This is a genomic window from Paraburkholderia sp. BR14374 (assembly GCF_040948685.1).
In the GTDB taxonomy this organism is placed as follows: Bacteria; Pseudomonadota; Gammaproteobacteria; order Burkholderiales; family Burkholderiaceae; genus Paraburkholderia; species Paraburkholderia youngii.
The window spans coordinates 220,393-239,237 of sequence record NZ_JBFPKF010000007.1 but is presented as its reverse complement, the minus strand read 5'-3'; the positions used below and the strand labels follow the sequence as shown (position 1 = coordinate 239,237).

The 18,845-nt window shown below is 62.8% G+C and carries 14 protein-coding genes; 8 read left to right on the top strand and 6 right to left on the bottom strand.

The window, feature by feature from the left end; all coding sequences use genetic code 11:
* Positions 1–500: 500 nt before the first annotated feature.
* From AB3X86_RS18930 to AB3X86_RS18915, 4 genes are all read left to right on the top strand, one after another.
* Complete coding sequence (locus AB3X86_RS18930) at positions 501–1,379, top strand: ATP-grasp fold amidoligase family protein (protein WP_368597173.1); 879 nt, start codon at positions 501–503, stop codon at positions 1,377–1,379.
* A 354-nt stretch (positions 1,380–1,733) separates the two neighbouring features.
* Complete coding sequence (locus AB3X86_RS18925) at positions 1,734–3,260, top strand: glycosyltransferase family 39 protein (RefSeq protein WP_368597172.1); 1,527 nt, start codon at positions 1,734–1,736, stop codon at positions 3,258–3,260.
* A 169-nt stretch (positions 3,261–3,429) separates the two neighbouring features.
* The gene (locus AB3X86_RS18920) at positions 3,430–3,786 is read left to right on the top strand and encodes an STAS/SEC14 domain-containing protein (protein ID WP_368597171.1); all 357 of its coding nucleotides are present in this window, start codon (positions 3,430–3,432) and stop codon (positions 3,784–3,786) included.
* 100 nt (positions 3,787–3,886) lie between these two features.
* The gene (locus AB3X86_RS18915; RefSeq protein ID WP_368597170.1) at positions 3,887–4,786 is read left to right on the top strand and encodes an NAD-dependent epimerase/dehydratase family protein; all 900 of its coding nucleotides are present in this window, start codon (positions 3,887–3,889) and stop codon (positions 4,784–4,786) included.
* A 113-nt stretch (positions 4,787–4,899) separates the two neighbouring features.
* Here the strand turns inward: AB3X86_RS18915 and AB3X86_RS18910 are convergent, their stop codons facing one another.
* The 4 genes from AB3X86_RS18910 to AB3X86_RS18895 all read right to left on the bottom strand — a co-directional run bounded on the left by AB3X86_RS18910 (position 4,900) and on the right by AB3X86_RS18895 (position 10,083).
* Complete coding sequence (locus tag AB3X86_RS18910) at positions 4,900–5,118, bottom strand: DUF2945 domain-containing protein (RefSeq protein WP_368597169.1); 219 nt, start codon at positions 5,116–5,118, stop codon at positions 4,900–4,902.
* 107 nt (positions 5,119–5,225) lie between these two features.
* Complete coding sequence (locus AB3X86_RS18905) at positions 5,226–6,437, bottom strand: class I SAM-dependent methyltransferase (protein WP_368597168.1); 1,212 nt, start codon at positions 6,435–6,437, stop codon at positions 5,226–5,228.
* A gap of 65 nt (positions 6,438–6,502) precedes the next feature.
* On the bottom strand, positions 6,503–8,236 hold the full coding sequence (locus tag AB3X86_RS18900) for an NADPH-dependent assimilatory sulfite reductase hemoprotein subunit (RefSeq protein WP_368597295.1): 1,734 nt from the start codon (positions 8,234–8,236) through the stop codon (positions 6,503–6,505).
* A gap of 8 nt (positions 8,237–8,244) precedes the next feature.
* Positions 8,245–10,083 carry an assimilatory sulfite reductase (NADPH) flavoprotein subunit gene (locus tag AB3X86_RS18895; RefSeq protein WP_368597167.1) on the bottom strand — a complete coding sequence of 613 codons (1,839 nt, stop codon included), beginning with the start codon at positions 10,081–10,083 and terminating at the stop codon, positions 8,245–8,247.
* Between the two features lie 169 nt (positions 10,084–10,252).
* On the opposite strand from AB3X86_RS18895, the gene AB3X86_RS18890 reads away from it, so the two are divergent.
* From AB3X86_RS18890 to AB3X86_RS18880, 3 genes are all read left to right on the top strand, one after another.
* The gene (locus AB3X86_RS18890; RefSeq protein WP_368597166.1) at positions 10,253–11,188 is read left to right on the top strand and encodes a LysR family transcriptional regulator; all 936 of its coding nucleotides are present in this window, start codon (positions 10,253–10,255) and stop codon (positions 11,186–11,188) included.
* A gap of 243 nt (positions 11,189–11,431) precedes the next feature.
* Positions 11,432–11,926, top strand: coding sequence for a CBS domain-containing protein (locus AB3X86_RS18885; protein ID WP_368597165.1), 495 nt, complete (start codon positions 11,432–11,434; stop codon positions 11,924–11,926).
* A gap of 31 nt (positions 11,927–11,957) precedes the next feature.
* A complete protein-coding gene (locus tag AB3X86_RS18880; RefSeq protein WP_368597164.1) occupies positions 11,958–13,973 on the top strand; it encodes an acyl CoA:acetate/3-ketoacid CoA transferase in 2,016 nt (671 codons plus the stop codon).
* A 17-nt stretch (positions 13,974–13,990) separates the two neighbouring features.
* On the opposite strand, the gene AB3X86_RS18875 is transcribed toward AB3X86_RS18880, so the two are convergent.
* Complete coding sequence (locus AB3X86_RS18875) at positions 13,991–14,539, bottom strand: hypothetical protein (RefSeq protein WP_368597163.1); 549 nt, start codon at positions 14,537–14,539, stop codon at positions 13,991–13,993.
* Between the two features lie 240 nt (positions 14,540–14,779).
* A complete protein-coding gene (locus AB3X86_RS18870) occupies positions 14,780–17,080 on the bottom strand; it encodes a filamentous hemagglutinin N-terminal domain-containing protein (protein WP_368597162.1) in 2,301 nt (766 codons plus the stop codon).
* Between the two features lie 527 nt (positions 17,081–17,607).
* Between AB3X86_RS18870 and AB3X86_RS18865 the strand changes: the two genes are divergently transcribed.
* A complete protein-coding gene (locus AB3X86_RS18865) occupies positions 17,608–18,831 on the top strand; it encodes a YeeE/YedE family protein (RefSeq protein WP_368597161.1) in 1,224 nt (407 codons plus the stop codon).
* Positions 18,832–18,845: the final 14 nt, after the last annotated feature.

Genomic DNA, 18,845 nt, shown 5'->3' with positions numbered 1-18,845 from the left:
CGAAGATGTAAACGCTCTTCGTAGCGAATAAAAATACCGCTTGCTGTGAAGCCGATGTCTGAATGTCGGAACAACGGTGCGAGCCAATGACGTTTTATCGCCGACTGCACGCATCCAACCCATCCGTCACTGTAACCAGCCGCTCGCCAATTCTGTCTGCAAAGCGCAGATGGTTGCGAAGGCCAGTTGCGCGCATGCTCGACGCGTAGTCGTTGATCTAGGCGACGATACACATGCGTATGGTACCTTCCCCTTCAAGCGCGTTCGTGACGCTCATTGCGAACACATCCGGTCAGGAAACAAGGTCAGCGGCTCATTACTTCTGATTATTGGCACTGAGCGGATTTGCTGCCTATCAATGGCACTACATGCGGCGTCAGCGCTCTTGACGTTGGCTTATTGCCGAATGATCATGTCCTCTGATGCCTGCATCGAACTTCTGTCAGTCGCACCTTCAGGAACGTTGATACCCGTGCGTAGTCATTGTTGGGAGACGTGTAATGACCTACCCGTCCCAATCGATTGTTCAATGGACGAAAGACAACGCGAAACAGCTTCTTCCCGATGCGGTTTTCCTCAGCTTGCTACATCGGAAGCGTATCGGGCGCTTCCCTAAACTGTTTCACCCCACAACCTACAACGAGAAAATCCTGCTACGTTGCTTGCGGCCGGACTCGCGATACGGCGCGTTGACGGACAAACTGACCGTGCGCGATTACGTCAGAGAAAAGATCGGTGAGAAATACCTTATCCCCATCATCTCCGCACCCTCGGACTTTACGCAGAATGTTTTCGACATGTTGCCGAATTCTTTTGTCATGAAGGCAAATCATGGAAACAATTTTGTAGAAATCGTCCGGGACAAGTCGCAGCAGAGTTTCGAACGTCTCCAGCTTCTCGCCAGCCAATGGCTATCCACCAATTTCTACAGAAATGCGCGCGAACGGCACTACCGAGGAATTCAGCCACGCATTTACTTCGAGAGTCTGCTGCTCGACGAGCACGGCATGATTCCAGCCGACTACAAGGTTCACTGCTTTGCGAACGGATCGGGGCGACCTGTGATGTTTATCTTCGTGATCTCAGACCGCTTCGGAAGTAATACGCGCGGCGACACATACGACGCACAATGGAACCGTATCGATCTCGAGTTTGCTCCCTACGTTCGCAGCACGAGACCGGCACCGCGGCCGAACAATCTGGAGTTGTTGCTTGATACGGCGGCGCATTTGTCCGAGGGTTTCGATTACGTACGCGTCGACCTGTACTCACCATCTGACCGGGTGTTCTTCGGCGAACTCACTTTTACGCCGGGGGCCGGCGTAAGTCCCATGCTACCCGACCGTGTCGATTATGAATGGGGACGTCTTCTGACATGATGTATGTGGGATAGTCGGAACCGCGCCCTGAGCTCCGGCTGGTACGACGGTCACCCGGCTGCCGAAGATGCGCGGCAGCTGATGGTAGTGACGGCGTTCCTATTCATTCGCCTGGCGGCCGGCTGTGACTGCCAGGCCCATTAGCGGCATTCAGCTCTGTTAGTGGATGGACGCGCCCCCTTCACGGGCCAATTTTCGCCGCGAGCGTCCTTCCTCCATCAAGCCTTTTTAACTCGATCGGCGCCATGGGTTGCCGGGTGGTCTGTCAGTTTCGCCCACTTGTTCCATAAGCTCATATTACAATGCCGGGCTAAAAACGCCCCCCGTACGGCGGCACACAGACCACAACGCTCAATGTCGACCCAGCTTTCGAATCCTCCGTCGCTCGCCTCGGCCTCCGACCAACCCGCCGCCGCAGACATCGCATCACTCGGCTGGCTGCTACCCTTCCACGCAGTCGTCTGGACTCTCGCCGCCTGGCTCGCGCGCGGCAATCTGGACATCCAGGGCGACATGGTCGAGACCTACGTCTGGGGCATCGAGTGGCAGGCCGGTTACGCAAAGCACCCGCCGCTTTCGTCGTGGGTCGCAGCGGCCTGGTTCAGCGTGTTCCCGCATACCGATCTCGCGTATTTCGCGCTGTCGGCGGTGAACGTGCTGGTCGGCCTTGCCGGGATCGTCGCGCTCGCCGGCCGCTTCGTGCCGCGCCAGATCGCGATCTTCGCCGGGCTTGCGATGGCGGTATCGCCGCTTTACTCGAATCTCGCCATCAAATTCAATCCGAACTCGATCCTGTTGTCGGTCTGGCCGTGGACCGCCTACTTTTTCGTCCGCTACGCGCAACCGGGCAACCGCCTCGCGCGCAGCGGCGCGGCGCTCGGTCTCGGGGCGTGCGCGGCGCTTGCGGTGCTGGGCAAGTACTTCACGATCGTGCTGCTGCTCGGGCTGTTGCTGGCATTGCTCGCGCGCCCCGCATGGCGTGCGCGCCTCGTCAGCGTCGATTCGCTGCTCGCGGTGGCGGCCGGCGTCGCCGTGCTGGCCCCGCACGTCCACTGGATGATGGTCAATCATTTCCCGACGCTCGAGTATGCCGCGCAACGCACCGGCGGCACCCTGCTCGCCGCGGTCGGGCGCTTTGGCATCTACACGCTCGCGCAGATCGGCTATCTCGCGCTCAGTTTCGTTTTCGTGCTGTTGATGGTGCGCACCCGCGGGGCTGCGCGGCTGATGGCGCTGAGCGTCGTGCGACCCGCGTCGCACCCGGATCTCTGGTGGCTCGCGCTGGGGCCGCTGTTCGCCGTGGGCGTGCTGTCCGTGACCGGCAAGACGCAGATGGCCTCGGTCTGGGGCATGGCGCAGTGGTTCGCGATCGTGCCGCTCTGGCTTGCCGTGCTCGCGCAAGCCCGCGTCGAGTTCGCGCCGCGGCGCGCGATACGCGCGATGGCGGTTTACTGGGCGCTGGTGCTCGCGGTGTCGTCAGTGGTCGGCTACACAGGGGCGCGGCGCAATACCGACGACGCGGCCGAGCCGCGCGCGGAACTCGCGGCGGCCGCGCAGGCAGTGTGGCACGAACGCACCAGCCGGCCGCTGTCGATCGTAGCAGGCTCGACGCATGAGGCCGCTTCGATGGTGTTCTATGACGGCGGCCGCGCCCGCTTCTGGGATCTCCACTGGCCGGCGGCAACGCCCTGGATCACACCCGCCGATTTCGCGCGCCAGGGTACGCTGATCGTGTGCCGTGGCGACGACTCGGACTGCATCGCGACTGCATCGTCGCTAAGCCATGCAGCGCCGGTTGCGCTCGAGGTGGGCAAGACCGCGTGGGGACGGGAGTTGCCCGCGCGTCCCTACCAGCTGTTCGTGATCGTGCCGCGGTCGTGAACCACGCGCCGATCACGCCGGACCGCGGCCGGCCGCTCGTCGTCGATCTCGATGGCAATACGCCCGCAACCCAACCGGGCGTATGGAAAGGGGTACCATGAGCACACCGTCGGACGCCAGGTTCATCTGTGCCTGAGCGTGTAACGTCTCTCTCGCCAGGGGTCCTGCCATGATCGTGTATCACACCGTACCCGATTCACCGGTCATCGAAATAACCGTCGAAGGCAAAATCACCGACCACGAACTGCGCGAAACCATCGAGCGCATGCGTGGTGATCTTGAACTGAACGGTAAGACCCGCGTGCTCGAACGCATCGAGCATTTCAGCGGCATCGAACCGAAGGCGCTGTGGACCGACCTGACGCTCGGCGTCGCCGTCGCCCGCAAGGTCACGCGCGCCGCCGTGGTCGCCGACGCGGGCTGGATTCACGCGTCGATGCATTTGGCGCGGTTCTTTACGAAGGCCGAAATGAAGGCGTTTCGCGTCAACGAGCTGGAACAGGCGCGAGCCTGGATCAACGCCTGAACGTCGTCTCAGCCGAACGCATTGAGCAGAGACCAGCACTGCCGCATCAGGGACACGCAGCGCCACCGCAACAAGAAGGACAACAGGAGAAGAGGAGCACATGACGAAGCGAGTGATTGTGACCGGCGGCAGCGGCCTGGCCGGGAAATGGGTCGTCCAGGAGCTGATCGAGCACGGCTACGAGGTGATGAACGTCGATCGCGTGCCGATGGCGGCGCGCACCGCGCGCACGTTGATTACGGACATCACCGATGCGGGCCAGGTATTCAATGCGCTGGCATCGAGCACGGCGCCGGGGGAATTCGCCAACGACCTCGAACCCAAGCCGATCGACGCTATCGTGCATTTCGCGGCGATCCCTCGCATCATGATCACGCCCGACAACGAGGTTTACCGGATCAACGTGATGGGCACGTACAACATCCTCGACGCGGCGTCGAAGCTTGGCATCCGCAAGGTGATCGTGGCATCGAGCGAGACCACCTACGGCATCGTGTTCGCGCACCGCGACCGCAGTCCGGAATACTTCCCGCTCGACGAGGAATATCCGGTGGACCCGATGGACAGCTACGCGACGTCCAAGGTGATCAATGAAGTGACGGCGAAGGCGTTTCACGCGCGCACCGGCTCCGACATTTACTGCTTGCGTATCGGCAATGTGCTCGAACCCAGCGACTACGCGAAGTTTCCGGAGTGGCTCAAAGACCCGGCACTGCGCAAGAGGATCGCGTGGAGCTATATCGACGGCCGCGATCTCGCGAGCGCGTGCCGGCTCGCCATCGAAAAGGATGGCCTCGGCTTTCAGGTCATGAACGTCGCGGCCGACGACGTATCGTCCGACGTACCCACCGCGGAACTGCTCGAGCGCTACTACCCGGGCGTGCCGGTCAGGAAGCAACTCGGCGAGTTCGAGACTCTGCTCAGCAATGAGAAACTCAAGCGCCTTCTTGGGTGGAAACAGCAACACTACTGGCGCGACGAAGCGAAGAAGATCGCCTAGCAGGCATGGCGGGCCGGTACCCTGCCGGCCCGATCATGCCGTGCGAGTCTCGATGGTCTACCTTGCAACGACGCAGCCCGGTGCAATGGCGTCGTTTGTCGATCCGGCGCGGATCAGTGCTTGTGCACCTTCTCCAGGCTATCCGCGCGATGCACCGCATGCTGACCGCTTTTCTCGCTTTCGACCTCGTAATGGGGGTCGTCCTTCGACGCGCTGACGACCTGACCCTCCAGTTCCGTATTCCTGATGATCCTGCGCACGACCGTGCCTGTCGTCACGCCTTGCTCAGTGTTCCACGTAACGCGATCACCTGTTTTCAGTCGATGGGACATGATTGTGCTCTCCAGTGGTTGAACCCCAAGGATCGCAGCATTCCTCGTTCCTGAGGCCGGGTCCGAACGCCTGCCCCGCGCCGCCGCCGCCCGAGTCGCGGAACGAATCAGTTCGGCGCGTAGATATAGCGGCGTGACCACGGAAGCTTGCTGGCACGGATACCCGCCTTGCGCGCGACGATCTGGTAAATGGCCACTTCGTCGTTCTCGAATGCGTGGGCACAGCCCGCGAGATAGAGGCGCCAGATCCGGAATGTCTTTTCGTCGACCAGTTCGCGCAGCTTCGCTGCGTTCGCCTCGTAATTCGCACTCCACAGCCGCAGTGTTTGCGCATAGTGCTTGCGAAGGTTCTCTACGTCGAAGGCTTCGAGACCGCCCTTCTGCATCGAATTCAACGTGAGGCTGAGATGAGGCAACTCGCCATCGGGAAACGCAGACTTATCGATAAAGACCCCGCCGCCGTACGGCGTTTCGCCGCTTTCCGCATCCGTCGATGTGATGCCGTGATTCATCAACACGCCGTCTTCGGCGAGAAGTCCTTCCACGTGTGCGAAGTATTCGGCCAGATTCTGGCGTCCCACATCTTCGAACATGCCGACGCTGGTGATCCGATCGAAGCGTCCGGATATATCGCGGTAGTCCTGCAAGCGGATTTCGATGCGATCCGTCAGACCTCGTGCTTTCACGAGTTCAGTCGCCCACTCGAACTGGTTCTTCGACAGCGTGATGCCGACACACCGCGCGCCGAATTTACGCGCGGCGCGAATCACGAGCGCACCCCATCCGCAACCGATGTCGAGCAATGTCTGCCCGGGCTTCAACTGGATTTTCGCGAGGATGTGGTCGATCTTCTTTTGCTGGGCGGTGGCCAGGTCCTCGTCGCCATTCTCGAAGTACGCACACGAGTAGACCATGCGGCGGTCCAGCCACAGCCGGTAGAAATCGTTCGACACATCGTAGTGTTGGCGGACCGTGCGCAGGTCGGACGCCTTCGAATGAGTTGGATGTCGCGCGAGGCGGTGCAGCCGGCCCTGCGCCTGCGGCGCAGCCATCGCGAGCGCATAGCCGATATCGACGATGTCGGTCAGGTCCCCTTCGAGGTCGATCTTTCCCTGTACGTAGGCTTCTCCCAGCGTATCCAGACGGGGCGCCAACAGCAGTCGCATGACTGCCGCGGTTTTCGCGTGCAGCGTGACTGCTGGCTGCCTGAATACGCCAAGGTCATGCGACTGGCCATTCCAGAGCGAAACGCGTGCTGGCAGATTTCTGTGCTCGCGAAGATCGGCCGCCCAAGAGGCCAGCTTTCTTTCCCAAAACATCCAATTCTCCTTCATGAACCGCAAGTAAGCTGACATCGTCGAAGCAGACCGTTCAATACGCTGGATCAACGGTTGAAATCGCGGCCCGAGGTCACGGCATCGACATAACCTGCGCGAATGACGAAGTCACCGAAGTGCTCGTGCTCGACGCGTTCGCTGGCGAAATGGCCGAGCGTCGTGTCGAGCGACTCGAGGATCGTCTGTTCGCCGACGTTCTCGCGATACAGGCGATTGAGTCTTTCCCCGTGAAACCCGCCACCGAGATAAAGGTTGTACTTGCCCGGCGCGCGTCCCGACAGGCCGATCTCTGCGATATAGGGCCGCGAGCAACCGTTCGGGCACCCGCTCATGCGCATCGTGATCGGCACATCCGTCAGCCCGTGCTTTTCGAGCAAGGCTTCGATCTTCGTCACGAGAGACGGCAGGTAGCGCTCGCTTTCGGCCATCGCCAGACCACAGGTCGGCATCGCGACGCAGGCCATCGAGTTCAGGCGCAACGCGCTGTCACGAAAGTGAGCGAGCAGGCCGTGTTCTTCGGCAAGCCGCTCGATTTGCTCGCGGTTCGCGTCGGGCACCTGAGCAATCACGATGTTCTGATTAGGCGTCAGGCGAAACGTGCCGACGTGCACGCGCGCGATTGCACGCAGACCGTCGAGCAGCGCATGGTCCGGCCCGTTGCTCAGGCGGCCGTTCTCGATGAACAGCGTCAGGTGATGCGCGCCGTCGTCGCCCGTCTGCCAGCCCAGTGCGTCGCCGTTCGTCGTAAAGGCAAACTGGTGCGCGTTTCCGAGTGCGAAGTCCAGCCCCCGTTCGATCTCGGCTTTGACCCAGTCGAGACCAAGATCGTCGATCGTGTACTTGAAGCGCGCGTGCGCGCGTTCCTTGCGATCGCCGTAATCGCGCTGAACGCTCATCACCGCTTCGCAGGTGGCAAGCACCTCATCCGGCGTGACGAAGCCGATCACGTCGGCGAGCCGCGGATAGGTCGCCGCCGATTGATCGCTGCGGCCCATTCCGCCGCCGATCGCGACGTTGAATCCTTTCAGTTCGCCGCGCTCGGCAATGGCGATAAAACCGAGGTCCTGTGTGTAGACATCGATGTCGTTGACCGGTGGAACCGCGAAGCCAATCTTGAACTTGCGCGGCATGTAGGTCTTGCCGTAGAACGGCTCCTCGGGTTCCGGGCCGTCGATGCGCGTCTCGCCATACCAGGTCTCGCGATAAGCCTGCATGCGTGGAATCGCCTGGTCGCTGGCGCGGCGTGCGAGGTCATAGACAGCGGCATGGAGTGACGACAGATGCGGGTTGATCGAGCACATCACGCCGCGGGCGTCGTCGCCGCAGGCAGAGATCGTATCGAGCTGCACTTCGCGCAGGCCCTGAATCAGGGGTCGCAGGTCGTCTTTGAGCACCCAATGGAATTGAACCGTTTGCCGCGTCGTCAGCCGCAGTGTTTCGCCGCCGTTCTCGCGCGCGAGTTGATCGAGTTTGAGCCATTGCGCAGGCGTGCAGACGCCGCCTGGCATCCGCACGCGAATCATGAACTGAAACGCCGGTTCCAGCTTTTGCCGCCGGCGCTCGTCGCGCAGATCGCGGTCGTCCTGCTGATAGATGCCGTGGAATTTCATCAGCTTGGTGTCCGTATCGGCTACGGCGCCCGTCAGCGGGTCGGCCAGGCTTGCGCCTATCGTGCCGCGCAACTGGTCGCTCGCGGCCTTCAGACGTTCGTCCGCACTCAAACGTTCGACGGGCTGTGACAGGTCGCGGCTGCGATCCGGTTCGGTATGTGGGTTGCTCATCATGTCGCTCAGTAGACATCGCGCTGGTAGCGCCCGTCACGTTGAAGCTGTTGAAGGTACGCTTGCGCGCATTCGGTATCGAGCGCGCCCTCGCTGCCGACGATCTCGAGAAGCGTGTGATGGACGTCGGGCGCGAGGCGGCTTGCATCGCCGCAGACGTACAGGTGCGCGCCTTCTTCCAGCCACGCGAAAAGGTCGTGGCCCTGCGCCTGCATCCGGTGCTGCACGTACGTCTTGCCTTCGCCGTTGATGCGCCGGTCGCGCGAGAAGGCAACGTCCATCCGCGTCAACGTTTTGTCTTTCAGCAGCCGTTGCCACTCCGTCTGATAGAGAAAGTCGGTGCGGAAGTTGCGTTCACCGAAGAAAAGCCACGACCGTCCGTTGGCCCCGCGTGCTTCGCGTTCCTGCATGAAGGCGCGAAACGGCGCAATGCCGGTGCCGGCGCCGATCATGATGATCGGCACGTCGCCTCCGGGCAGCCGGAAGTTCGAATTCCGGTGTATGTACACAGGCAGTTGAGCATCGAGCTCGGTGCGCTCGGACAATTGGCCCGACGCTACGCCTGCGCGCGGTTCGCCGTGCAGTTCGTAGCGCAGCGCCGAAACGGTCAGGTGCACTTCATCGGGTGCCGCGGCGAGGCTCGATGCAATCGAATAGAGGCGCGGCTGCAAAGGTCTTAGCGCGGCCAGGAAATGCTGCGCGTCGATGCCCTTGACGGGAAACCGCCGGAGCACGTCGATGATGTGGTGACCGCGCATGTAGGCGGTTCGCTCGCCGGCATGCGCGTTGTCGACGAGACGTTCGAGCTCTGCCGCACCGGAAAGCCGTGCCCAATGCTCGAGAAAGCGTGGCGTGAGCGCAGTGACTTCGAAGCCCGCGCCGAGCGCATCGCCGAGTGTGGTGTCGTTGCCCTTCACGTCGACGGCTTGCGAGTCATCGAGATCGAGTTCCTGCAGTACCGCGCGAACCACTGATGGGTCATTCGTCGGCACCACGCCCAACGCGTCGCCCGGTTCGAAGCTAAGGCCCGAGCCTTCGAGCGACAGCTCGATATGCCGGGTTTCCTTCGATGATCCACGCCCCGTCAGCGCAATGTTTTCAATGACGCGGGCGTGAAATGGATGTTGCCTGTCGATGGCGGCCCGCCGTTGCGGCAACGCGCCTGCGGGCGCGCGCGGCTCGGCGCTGGGCGGATGACCGCCTGCGGATAAATTACTGCCCAGAAGCGCAAGGGTCTGCTCGATCCAGGCGTTCGCCGGTTGCTCGTAATCGACGTCGCAATCGACCCTCTGCGCGAGGCGCTCGGCGCCGAGCTCCTCGAAACGGCGGTCGAGCCGCTTGCCCGCCTCGCAATAGTGTTCATAGGTCGAGTCTCCCAACGCCAGCACGGCAAAACGCATGCCGCCGAGCTTCGGCGCCTTGCGTCCTTCGATGAACTCGAAGAAGTCGGTGGCCGATTGCGGCGGATCGCCCTCGCCATAGGTGCTCACGACGACGAGGACATCCTGCTCGTCCTTCAGCTGGCGAACCTTGTAGCTCGCCATGTCATGCAGCGATGCGACGAGACCGCGTTGCGCCGCCTGCTCGGCGAGCGTGCGGGCGAGCGCCGCGCTGTTGCCGGTTTCGCTGCCGTAGAGCACGGTGAGCCGGCGTGCCGAAGTGCCGCCGAGATCGGCTTCAGCAGCCGGTGCGCGCGCTTCGGCTCGCAGTGTGCTGGCTTGATCGAACCCCGCCAGATATCCGCTGACCCAGACGAGTTGCCGGGAGTCGAGCGAGGTCGTGAGGGCCTTGATGTGTTCCCACTGGGCCTCGGTCAGCCCCGGGTCCCGAAATTCCGCAACAGCCATCTCTCTATCGACTCCAGACGTACGCTGCCCCGGGGTGTCCGCGTGAGCGTGTCGCGCGGGCCTCGACAGGTCAGCTTGGTGATGAATCAACAGCCATTTTCCGGCACCGGTTATCCGCAGGCAAATGGATTATCATTGCAATTGAAAGCAAAAATTTTGATATGAAACGATGGATATCACGCTAGCTCGCACCTTTCTCGAAGTCTCGGCAAGTGGCAGCTTCATCTCGGCCGCGGAGCGGTTGCACCTGACGCAGACGGCGGTGAGCGCGCGCATCCGCACCCTGGAGGAACAGCTGGGACGCCGGCTGTTCGTGCGCAACAAGGCTGGCGCCCGTCTGACGACGGCTGGGGAACGCTTCGTCCAGCATGCAACGACCCTCGTGCAGGTGTGGGAACAAGCTCGCCAGCATGTGGCGCTCCCGCCCGGACGCGAAGAGGGTGTCAGTCTGGGCGGCGAACTCAGCCTGTGGCATCCGCTCCTCGCCGACTGGCTCATCTGGATGCATCGCGAATGCCCGCAGATCGCACTGCGCGCGGAGGTCGACAGTCCGATGCGTTTGCTTGACCGTGTGCATGAAGGATCGCTCGACATCGCTGTTCTTTACAACCCTCCGCAACGTCCTGACCTGGTTTCGGAACTGCTCGTCGAAGAAAAGCTGGTGATGGTAACGAGCGCACCAGATGGCGCGATGGATCCCGCCCAGTATGTCTATGTCGACTGGGGGCCGAGCTTTCAGGCAAACCATCAGGCGGCCTTCCCTGAACTCGGTAGTCCACCTGTCTCCATTTCGCTCGGACCGTTGGCGCTGACTTATCTGCTGTCGGTTGGCGGATCGGGCTACTTTCGCATCGGCACCGCCGAGCCGTTTTTGCGGGACGGCCGTCTGCGCCTCGTCACGGGCGCGCCGGAATTCTCGTGGTCGGCCTACGTGGTGTACGCGAGACGACAGGAAGGCAATGTGATCGACCGCGTCCGGCAGGGGCTGCGGGCCGTCGCCACTGCGTATGACGAACCGCGCGCGGACCATGAGGTGGGCTCACGGCCGACCGTTCGCGGTAGCAAGCGGCGGACGGATCGGGGCGAATCCGTGTCACAGCGGTGACGGCGCCTGTAGGTTCGACCGAAATGTTCAACCTGAATGTCTGATCTGGTCGGATGATCATCGAGAGGCGCCGACCGTTATCAGAAGCGTGACGTCTTCTTCCACATAAGCCGGAACGGAAAATGTTCGTTCGGCGCAGATCAAGCGACCTACACTGCAATTCGACGAAGAAAAAATATCGCCAGACCTGGCTGGACCTGAACGGTCGAATTCGATTTCGCTTTGATCAGGCGGAGTCCGCACATGCTCCCCTTTCTGTTGGAGGCGCTCATGAAAAAGGAGAGGAAGACGGCACGGCAAATTCTGTCCGCGAACCCGCGGGAGCTGGTTTCGGTCGGACCCGACGACACGGTGCTCAGCGCGCTTCAACTGATGGCCGACAAGGATGTGACGACGGTGCTGGTGCTGCAACGCAGCAATCTGGTTGGCGTGCTGTCCCAGCGCGACTACGCGCGCAAAGTCGACGTGCTCGGCCGCAACGCCGCCAACACCAAGGTTGGCGACATCATGACCACTCAGGTGTTTTATGTGACGCCCGAGCATACCTGCGATCAATGCCTCGCGTCGATGCACACGAAGCGGATCCGGCACCTGCCTGTTATCGAATCGGGGCGCGTCATCGGCGTGCTTTCCAATAGTGACGTGCTGGAGGAACTCCTGCAGGAAGACGAGCATTTCATCCGGGTTCTCGAGGACGACATGCTCCATCTGACCATCGATACCGGCGGCGCCTACTAGACGGTCGCGCTCGAATCAGACGAGGTGAAACGTGAGCACGCAATCAACCGCGGGGACGCCTTCACCGGCGATCCTTTCCCGCTCGTCGGGCAAAGTGGCGTCCGCGCGCGATGCCGTGCGCCTGATCCGCGCCGGGGATACGGTCGCGACAGGCGGCTTCGTCGGCATCGGCTTCGCCGAAGACATCGCTATCGCCATCGAGGAACTGTGTACGACCCGTGACGAGGATGCGTTAGTCGCCCTCCCAAAGCCCCGCGACCTGACGCTGGTCTATGCGGCCGGTCAGGGAGACGGCAAGGATCGGGGACTTAACCACCTGGCGACGCCGGGACTCGTCAAACGCGTCATCGGCGGACACTGGGGTTTGGTGCCGAAGCTACAGCGGCTTGCGGTGGATAACCAGATCGAAGCCTACAACCTGCCGCAGGGCGTGATCAGTCACCTGTTTCGCGACATCGCAGCCGGAAAACCCGGGCATCTTTCACGAGTCGGCCTCGGTACCTTCGTCGATCCGCGCTTCGGTGGCGGCAAACTGAACGAACGCACCACCGAGAACCTGGTCGAGTTGATGCAGATCGGCAACGAGGAATATCTGTTCTACAAGTCCTTCCCGATCAACGTCGCGATCGTGCGCGGCACCACCGCCGATCCCGACGGCAATGTGACGATGGAGCGCGAAGCGCTGACCTTGGAGGCTCTGGCGATCGCCATGGCCGCGCACAACTGCCACGGTCTGGTGATCGTCCAGGTGGAGCGCATCGCCGAAAGCGGCTCGCTCAATCCGCGACAGGTCAAGATTCCCGGCGTGCTGGTCGATTGCGTCGTGCTGGCACCGCCCGAGAACCACCAGCAGACCTTTGCCACACCGTACAGCGCGGCGTTCGCCGGCGAAATCCGGGTGCCCGCGAGCAGTGTGGCGCCGATGCCGATGAGTGAGCGCAAGGTGGTCGCACGGCGCGCGGCAATGGAACTCCAGCCAAACAGCGTGGTGAATCTCGGAATCGGCATGCCTGAGGGCATCGCCAGCGTCGCCAACGAGGAAAGAATCCTCGACCTGCTGACGCTGACCACCGAGCCCGGCGTGATCGGCGGCATTCCGGCGGGAGGCTTGAACTTCGGCGCGGCGACCAATCCGCAGGCGATCATCGATCAGCCCGCCCAGTTCGATTTCTATGACGGCGGCGGGCTCGACATCGCGTTTCTCGGCCTCGCGCAGGCCGATCGGATGGGTAACCTCAACGTGTCGAGATTCGGGCCGCGCCTGGCTGGTGCCGGAGGCTTCATCAACATCAGCCAGAATGCCAGGAAGGTCGTGTTTGTCGGCACGTTCATGGCGGGCCAAAGCCAGATTTCAGTCGTCGACGGCAAGCTGCGCATCCACCGTGACGGCACGGCCAGGAAGTTCATCGAGGAAGTCGAGCATCGCACGTTTTCTGGCCCGTATGCGGCGGCAGCGGGACAACCGGTCCTCTACATCACCGAGCGTTGCGTGTTCGAACTGGGCGCCGAGGGCATGGAACTCATCGAGATCGCACCTGGCGTCGATCTGGAGCGCGATATTCTGGCCAGGATGGACTTCGCACCGATCCTGCGTTCGCCGAAGCAGATGGACGAGCGGATTTTCCTGCCGGAACCGATGGGCCTGCGCTCGAATGTTTTGCGGCTGCCGCTGGAAGCGCGCTTCATCTACGACGACGACAAGAACATCATGTTTCTCAACTTCTCGCGTCTCGAGGTGAAGCGTCCCGACGACATCGCCGCGATCCGGGCTCAGGTATGCCGCGTCTGCGAACCACTGGACCACAAGGTTTATGCGGTGGTGAACTACGAGGGCTTCGTGTTGGACCCCGCGCTGGAAGACGCGTATGTCGAAATGGTCGAGGATATGGTGCAGCGCTACTACCTCGGCGTGACGCGCTTTACTACCAGCGCTTTCATGCGCGCCAAGCTGGGTGGCGCACTGACGCGGCGCGGGCTGTCACCTTATGTCTATGAGACGGAGGCGGAAGCGCAGGCCTTCCTGCGCGAGCAGTCGTCGGAGCGCTAGCGAAGCTGAAATCGACCTCACATCGGCTTGTTGTCACCACCCTGCAAGTGGAGCGGGTCCGGGCTCTTCTGGGTTGAGCGCAGCACGCCGGTGTCGTCGAAATAGAAATTAAACAGCAGGTACCAAACGTTGTCTTCCAGATAACGATAGCTCCAGACCTCGCGTTTCATCACTGGAAAGTAAGTCGTTTCCTCCGGCCGGCCGAAGTTGAACAGAACGTCATTCTTCGTCCACTTGTCAGGCTCCGCGCGGTAAAACTCGTTCGGCTGCAGCACTTGCCGGACGCGGATCACCTTGCCGGTCGGGTCGATGTCCGCGGCGACGGTGACTTCCCCCATGGGCTGCGTCGGCCACATCAGCCGCCTGGAACCGTCGGGCAGCTCGTAGACCTCGCGCGGCTGCCCCATTCTGGCGACCACGGCCGATTCCGGTTCGCCCGCATGGAACGCCTCCCACGGCTGCGCGCAGGCCCCAAGCGCGAATACCGCCGCGCCAAGCAGCGCGACGCGTGTGTGACGGGCACGACCGAATGCCGATCGCGATGAATTCGATCGCCGGGATGTCATTGGGGACTCTACCCGCCAAACTCCGGAGTCAGTGCCTGTGATGTAGCCAACCCATGTGATGGGCGTCGAGCCACTGGGTCATAGTCTCTTGCGGATGTGCGTGCCTGTATCGCCGCGCGAACACGAACGCGATGACCAGCAGGGCCGCCAACACCACTACCAGGCCGATCATTGACTGAGTCATGGCAGCCTCCTTTCTAGGTTGCGACCATGGTTATATGGTAGCCGATGCGCTCGATGTCAGGGCCCTGCCAGCCAGCGCAACTGCGGCCCCGGGTAGCCCGCGACCCACGTGCCGTTCGCGCTGAAATCCCAGGTCGGACCGAAGCTCGCCGGCTCGAGCAACTGTTGATCGGTGAGTCCGCTCGAGTCGGCCACCGCCGTGCCCGCGCCGACGCCCGCCGCCGCCCCTGACGATTCGCGGTTCCAGAACACGTTCGCGGCGATGCGGCCGCTGTTCGTGCCCGCGATACCGCCTGTCGTCGCGTTCGCGCCCGGCGTGAGCCGGGACGCGGCATACGACTCGCGGATGAAGCCCGTATTGGTGCCGACAAGCCCTCCGACAGTCGCGCCGCCGCTCAGGAATTCGTCTGCATACGATCGGGCGATCGCGCCATGGTTGGTGCCGACGAGTCCGCCGACTGTGCCTTGCGCATCGGCTGTTGCCCGGCCGATCGCGAAAGACTGACCGATGCGGCCATCGTTCAGGCCGACGAGTCCACCGATCTGATCCGCGCCGTTGATGGTCACGCCAGCCCACGAGCGCTCGATACGTCCAAAGTTCTCGCCCACCAGGCCGCCGGTCACCGTACTCGTGTTGCCTGTCACATCGATGGTGCCCGTGGCGCCGACGTTCACCATGTGCCCGTAGTTGACGCCGGCCAGCAAGCCGACCGTTCCTCCCGATGAGGTCGCGACGCCGTCCGCCAGCGTGAAATTGCGCACGACCCCGCTCTTGCCGATCACGCCGAAGAGTCCGGTATCGGCCGCGGCCGACAGATGCAGGTCCGCGGGCAGATGCCCCATGCCGTCGAACTGACCGGTGAACGGATTCGCGGCGGTGCCGATGCCGCCGAAGTCCGTCGCACCCGCGAATTCCAGCCCCCTGCTGCCGAGCGCATAGTTGCCGGACAGGTTGTTATTCACCGCGCTCAGATCCGCCATCGAGTTGACGAGCTGATAGGCCGTGAACTGCGTGACGAGCCCACTGAACGGCGCAGGGCGCCACGATGCGTTGGTGTACACGGTGCCGGGCGTGTAGCTGCCGTTCATGTCGTACAGGCCACTGACGATGCCCAGGCTGCGTGACCAGTCGATCGTGCCCAGATTGGTCAGGCTGCCGCCGTTGTCGAAACCATTGGTATCGGCGGACAGCGTGAGCGAACCTTTGCCCGCATTGGCGATGGTCGCCCGCGGTGCGATCGTAAGCGAGTGAGCCGCATCGAGCGTCAGCGAGGAGGCTCCGTGCCAGCGCACGCTGGCGTCGATCGCGATGTCTCCTTCACCGGTCGCACCGAGCTTGCCGTCCCCGCCGTTCGCGATCACGGAGATCGACGCGCCGTTGCTCAGGCTCGCGCCAAGCGTATATGCAGTGGGGCCGTCCGCGATGAAATCCCCGGTGGTGATGTTCCATGCTTTCGCCCGCACGTCCGCGCCGCCGACCTTGACGTCTTTGCCTGACATATCGACCGTGCCGCCGCTGCCGTCCGCATTGCGCGCGCTGATTCGCGCGCCGCGCGCATCGACGTTGCCGGAATTGACGAGGACCCCGTTGACGGTCGTGTTCGCGACGAGCCATACGTGGCCGTCGCGCGTCGCGGTGCCGGTGGCGCGCAGCGCACCCGAATGACCCGCGAGCGCGAAGATGTTGCCGTCGGCCGCCTGCACGTTGACGATCGCCGCCCGCACCGTGCCCGAGTTCGTTACCGTGCCGCCGCTGCCCACGTCCACGAAGACTTGTTGATATTTGCCGTCGTATAGACGCACCTGACGGCCCGTGGCGAGTTCGGCATTGCCGTTCGGCGCGACGATCGTCCCTGCGTTCGTGACCTTGCTGGCCGATATCAGGAACACGTCTCCACCCGACGAACTGATCTTGCCGAGATTGACGACGTCCGCCGTAGAACTGCCTGTATAGGCTGACCCACCGATCACAGGCGGGTTGAGAAAGACATCGTTGGGGACGTCGAGGGTCGAAGCGACGAAGCGCCCGCCCGTCGACACCACGCCGCTAGGCCCGATGAGCACGCCATGCGGATTGATCAGGTAGATGCTGCCGGTGCCCTTCAGCGTGCCGTAGATCGCCGACACGTCGTTACCCGTCACGCGATTGAGCGTCGCGCCGGTGCCGTTGTCGATCGACACCGTGCGGCACGATCCGATCGAAAAACTGTTCCATTCGATGATGCCGCGCGAACCCGCCTGCGTGATGCTGATGCCGGCGTCGTTCTGAGCAATGCTTCCGGAGCCGGCGACGAAATGGCCGCCCTGTGGCAGCGCCCCCGCCGCGCACGCGACGTGCGTCGTGAAAAGTCCGGTCAATGAAACAACGATGGCGGTTGAAATTCGCCCGCTTGAATGACGACGTTGCGATGCACGTCGCCGCAGCAGAGGTGGCCTTCGAGTTCTCATACATCCCCCCTTCCACGCTCGCGCGAAACGGCTGCGCCCCGTACGAAGACTAGCAGTTCGCCTGCTCGCCAGTTGCGGGAAATCTCAACGATTTGCGCCTTCCGGTAAGGCTTTTATTACCACCGCCTTCCACGTTGATGACGATTTCAATGCAAGTTTGAAATACCGTTATTACGATAGGTTATTAAACGACGGACCTCCAACCACCGTCGATTTCCGCAAAAACCCCGTCCGGCGGGCATTGCAGGCTCGCGACACCGCACGCGCCCCGACTTGCCGTCGAGTAGCGCGAACCTTGGCAGGCAGCGGCCGCGACCTGACATTTCGGTATACTCCCGGGCTTTCCCGAAACGATTATTTGCGGCCCCTCCCGCGCAGCGACCGCCGTTTGACCGGCGCGCCGCCCTCGCGCGACAAGCGCGTCCGCCCCACTCTTCATGTCCGATCTCTCCACGCCATTCGGCGCGCCTCGCCGTGTCGTCAACATCAATCCGAAGCCGCTCGCCGTCGCGCTCGCGCTGGTCGTGCTCGGCGCGATCTATCTCGCGCAGACCGTCAGCGTGAAGCAGGCCGCGCTGTACGTCCTCGGCGCGCTGCTCGGCATCACGCTCTATCACGCCGCGTTCGGCTTCACGTCCGCATGGCGCGTGTTCATCGCCGACGGCCGCGGCGCCGGCCTGCGCGCGCAGATGCTGATGCTCGCGGTCGGCGTGCTGCTGTTCTTCCCGGCGCTGTCCGCCGGCACGCTGTTCGGGCATCCGGTGGTCGGCGAGGTGTCGCCCGTCGGCACCTCGGTCGTGGTCGGCGCGTTCATGTTCGGCATCGGCATGCAGCTCGGCGGGGGTTGCGCGTCCGGCACGCTGTACACGGTCGGCGGCGGCAGCACGCGGATGGTGGTCACGCTGATTGCGTTCATCATCGGTTCGGTGATCGGCACGGCGCACATGCCGTTCTGGTCCGCGCTGCCGCATCTGCCGCCGATCTCGCTCGTGCAAACGCTCGGCGTGGTTCCGGGGATCGCGCTGAACCTCGTAGTGTTCGCGGCAATCGCCGCGCTGACCGTGCTGATCGAGAAGCGCCGTCACGGCCGTCTGGTCACCGAGGTGGAGCGCGCACCGAACGCATCGCCGTGGCTGCATGGCCCGTGGCCGCTCCTCGCCGGCGGCGTCGTGCTCGCCATCCTCAACTTCGTGACGCTCGCGCTGTCGGGTCGTCCGTGGGGCATCACGTCGGCGTTCGCGCTGTGGGGCGCCAACGCGTTTTCCGCAATGGGCGTCGACGTCGCGAGCTGGCCGGTGTGGAGCACCGGCCCGAACGCGGCCGCCCTCGCCGCACCGATCAGCCACGACATGAAGTCGGTGATGGACATCGGCATCGTGATCGGCGCGATGCTCGCCGCTTCGCTGGCCGGCCGCTATGCGCCGGTGTGGCGTCTGCCGCTGCGCTCGTTGATCGCGGCGATCGTCGGCGGTCTGATTCTCGGCTACGGCGCGCGTCTCGCGTACGGCTGCAATATCGGCGCGTACTTCAGCGGCATCGTGTCGGGCAGCCTGCACGGCTGGCTGTGGCTCGTCGCGGCATTTTTCGGCAACGTGGTCGGCACCAAGCTGCGTCCGCTGTTCGGCCTCCCGGTCGAGCGCGTCAAGCAGACGGGCTGCTGATCGGGCGGCTTCGG

Coding starts and splice junctions, on each gene's coding strand:
- AB3X86_RS18930 (WP_368597173.1), top strand. CDS start 501: ATGACCTACCCGTCCCAATCGATTGTTCAATGGACGAAAGACAACGCG.
- AB3X86_RS18925 (WP_368597172.1), top strand. CDS start 1,734: ATGTCGACCCAGCTTTCGAATCCTCCGTCGCTCGCCTCGGCCTCCGAC.
- AB3X86_RS18920 (WP_368597171.1), top strand. CDS start 3,430: ATGATCGTGTATCACACCGTACCCGATTCACCGGTCATCGAAATAACC.
- AB3X86_RS18915 (WP_368597170.1), top strand. CDS start 3,887: ATGACGAAGCGAGTGATTGTGACCGGCGGCAGCGGCCTGGCCGGGAAA.
- AB3X86_RS18910 (WP_368597169.1), bottom strand. CDS start 5,118: ATGTCCCATCGACTGAAAACAGGTGATCGCGTTACGTGGAACACTGAG.
- AB3X86_RS18905 (WP_368597168.1), bottom strand. CDS start 6,437: ATGTTTTGGGAAAGAAAGCTGGCCTCTTGGGCGGCCGATCTTCGCGAG.
- AB3X86_RS18900 (WP_368597295.1), bottom strand. CDS start 8,236: ATGAGCAACCCACATACCGAACCGGATCGCAGCCGCGACCTGTCACAG.
- AB3X86_RS18895 (WP_368597167.1), bottom strand. CDS start 10,083: ATGGCTGTTGCGGAATTTCGGGACCCGGGGCTGACCGAGGCCCAGTGG.
- AB3X86_RS18890 (WP_368597166.1), top strand. CDS start 10,253: ATGGATATCACGCTAGCTCGCACCTTTCTCGAAGTCTCGGCAAGTGGC.
- AB3X86_RS18885 (WP_368597165.1), top strand. CDS start 11,432: ATGCTCCCCTTTCTGTTGGAGGCGCTCATGAAAAAGGAGAGGAAGACG.
- AB3X86_RS18875 (WP_368597163.1), bottom strand. CDS start 14,539: ATGACATCCCGGCGATCGAATTCATCGCGATCGGCATTCGGTCGTGCC.
- AB3X86_RS18865 (WP_368597161.1), top strand. CDS start 17,608: ATGTCCGATCTCTCCACGCCATTCGGCGCGCCTCGCCGTGTCGTCAAC.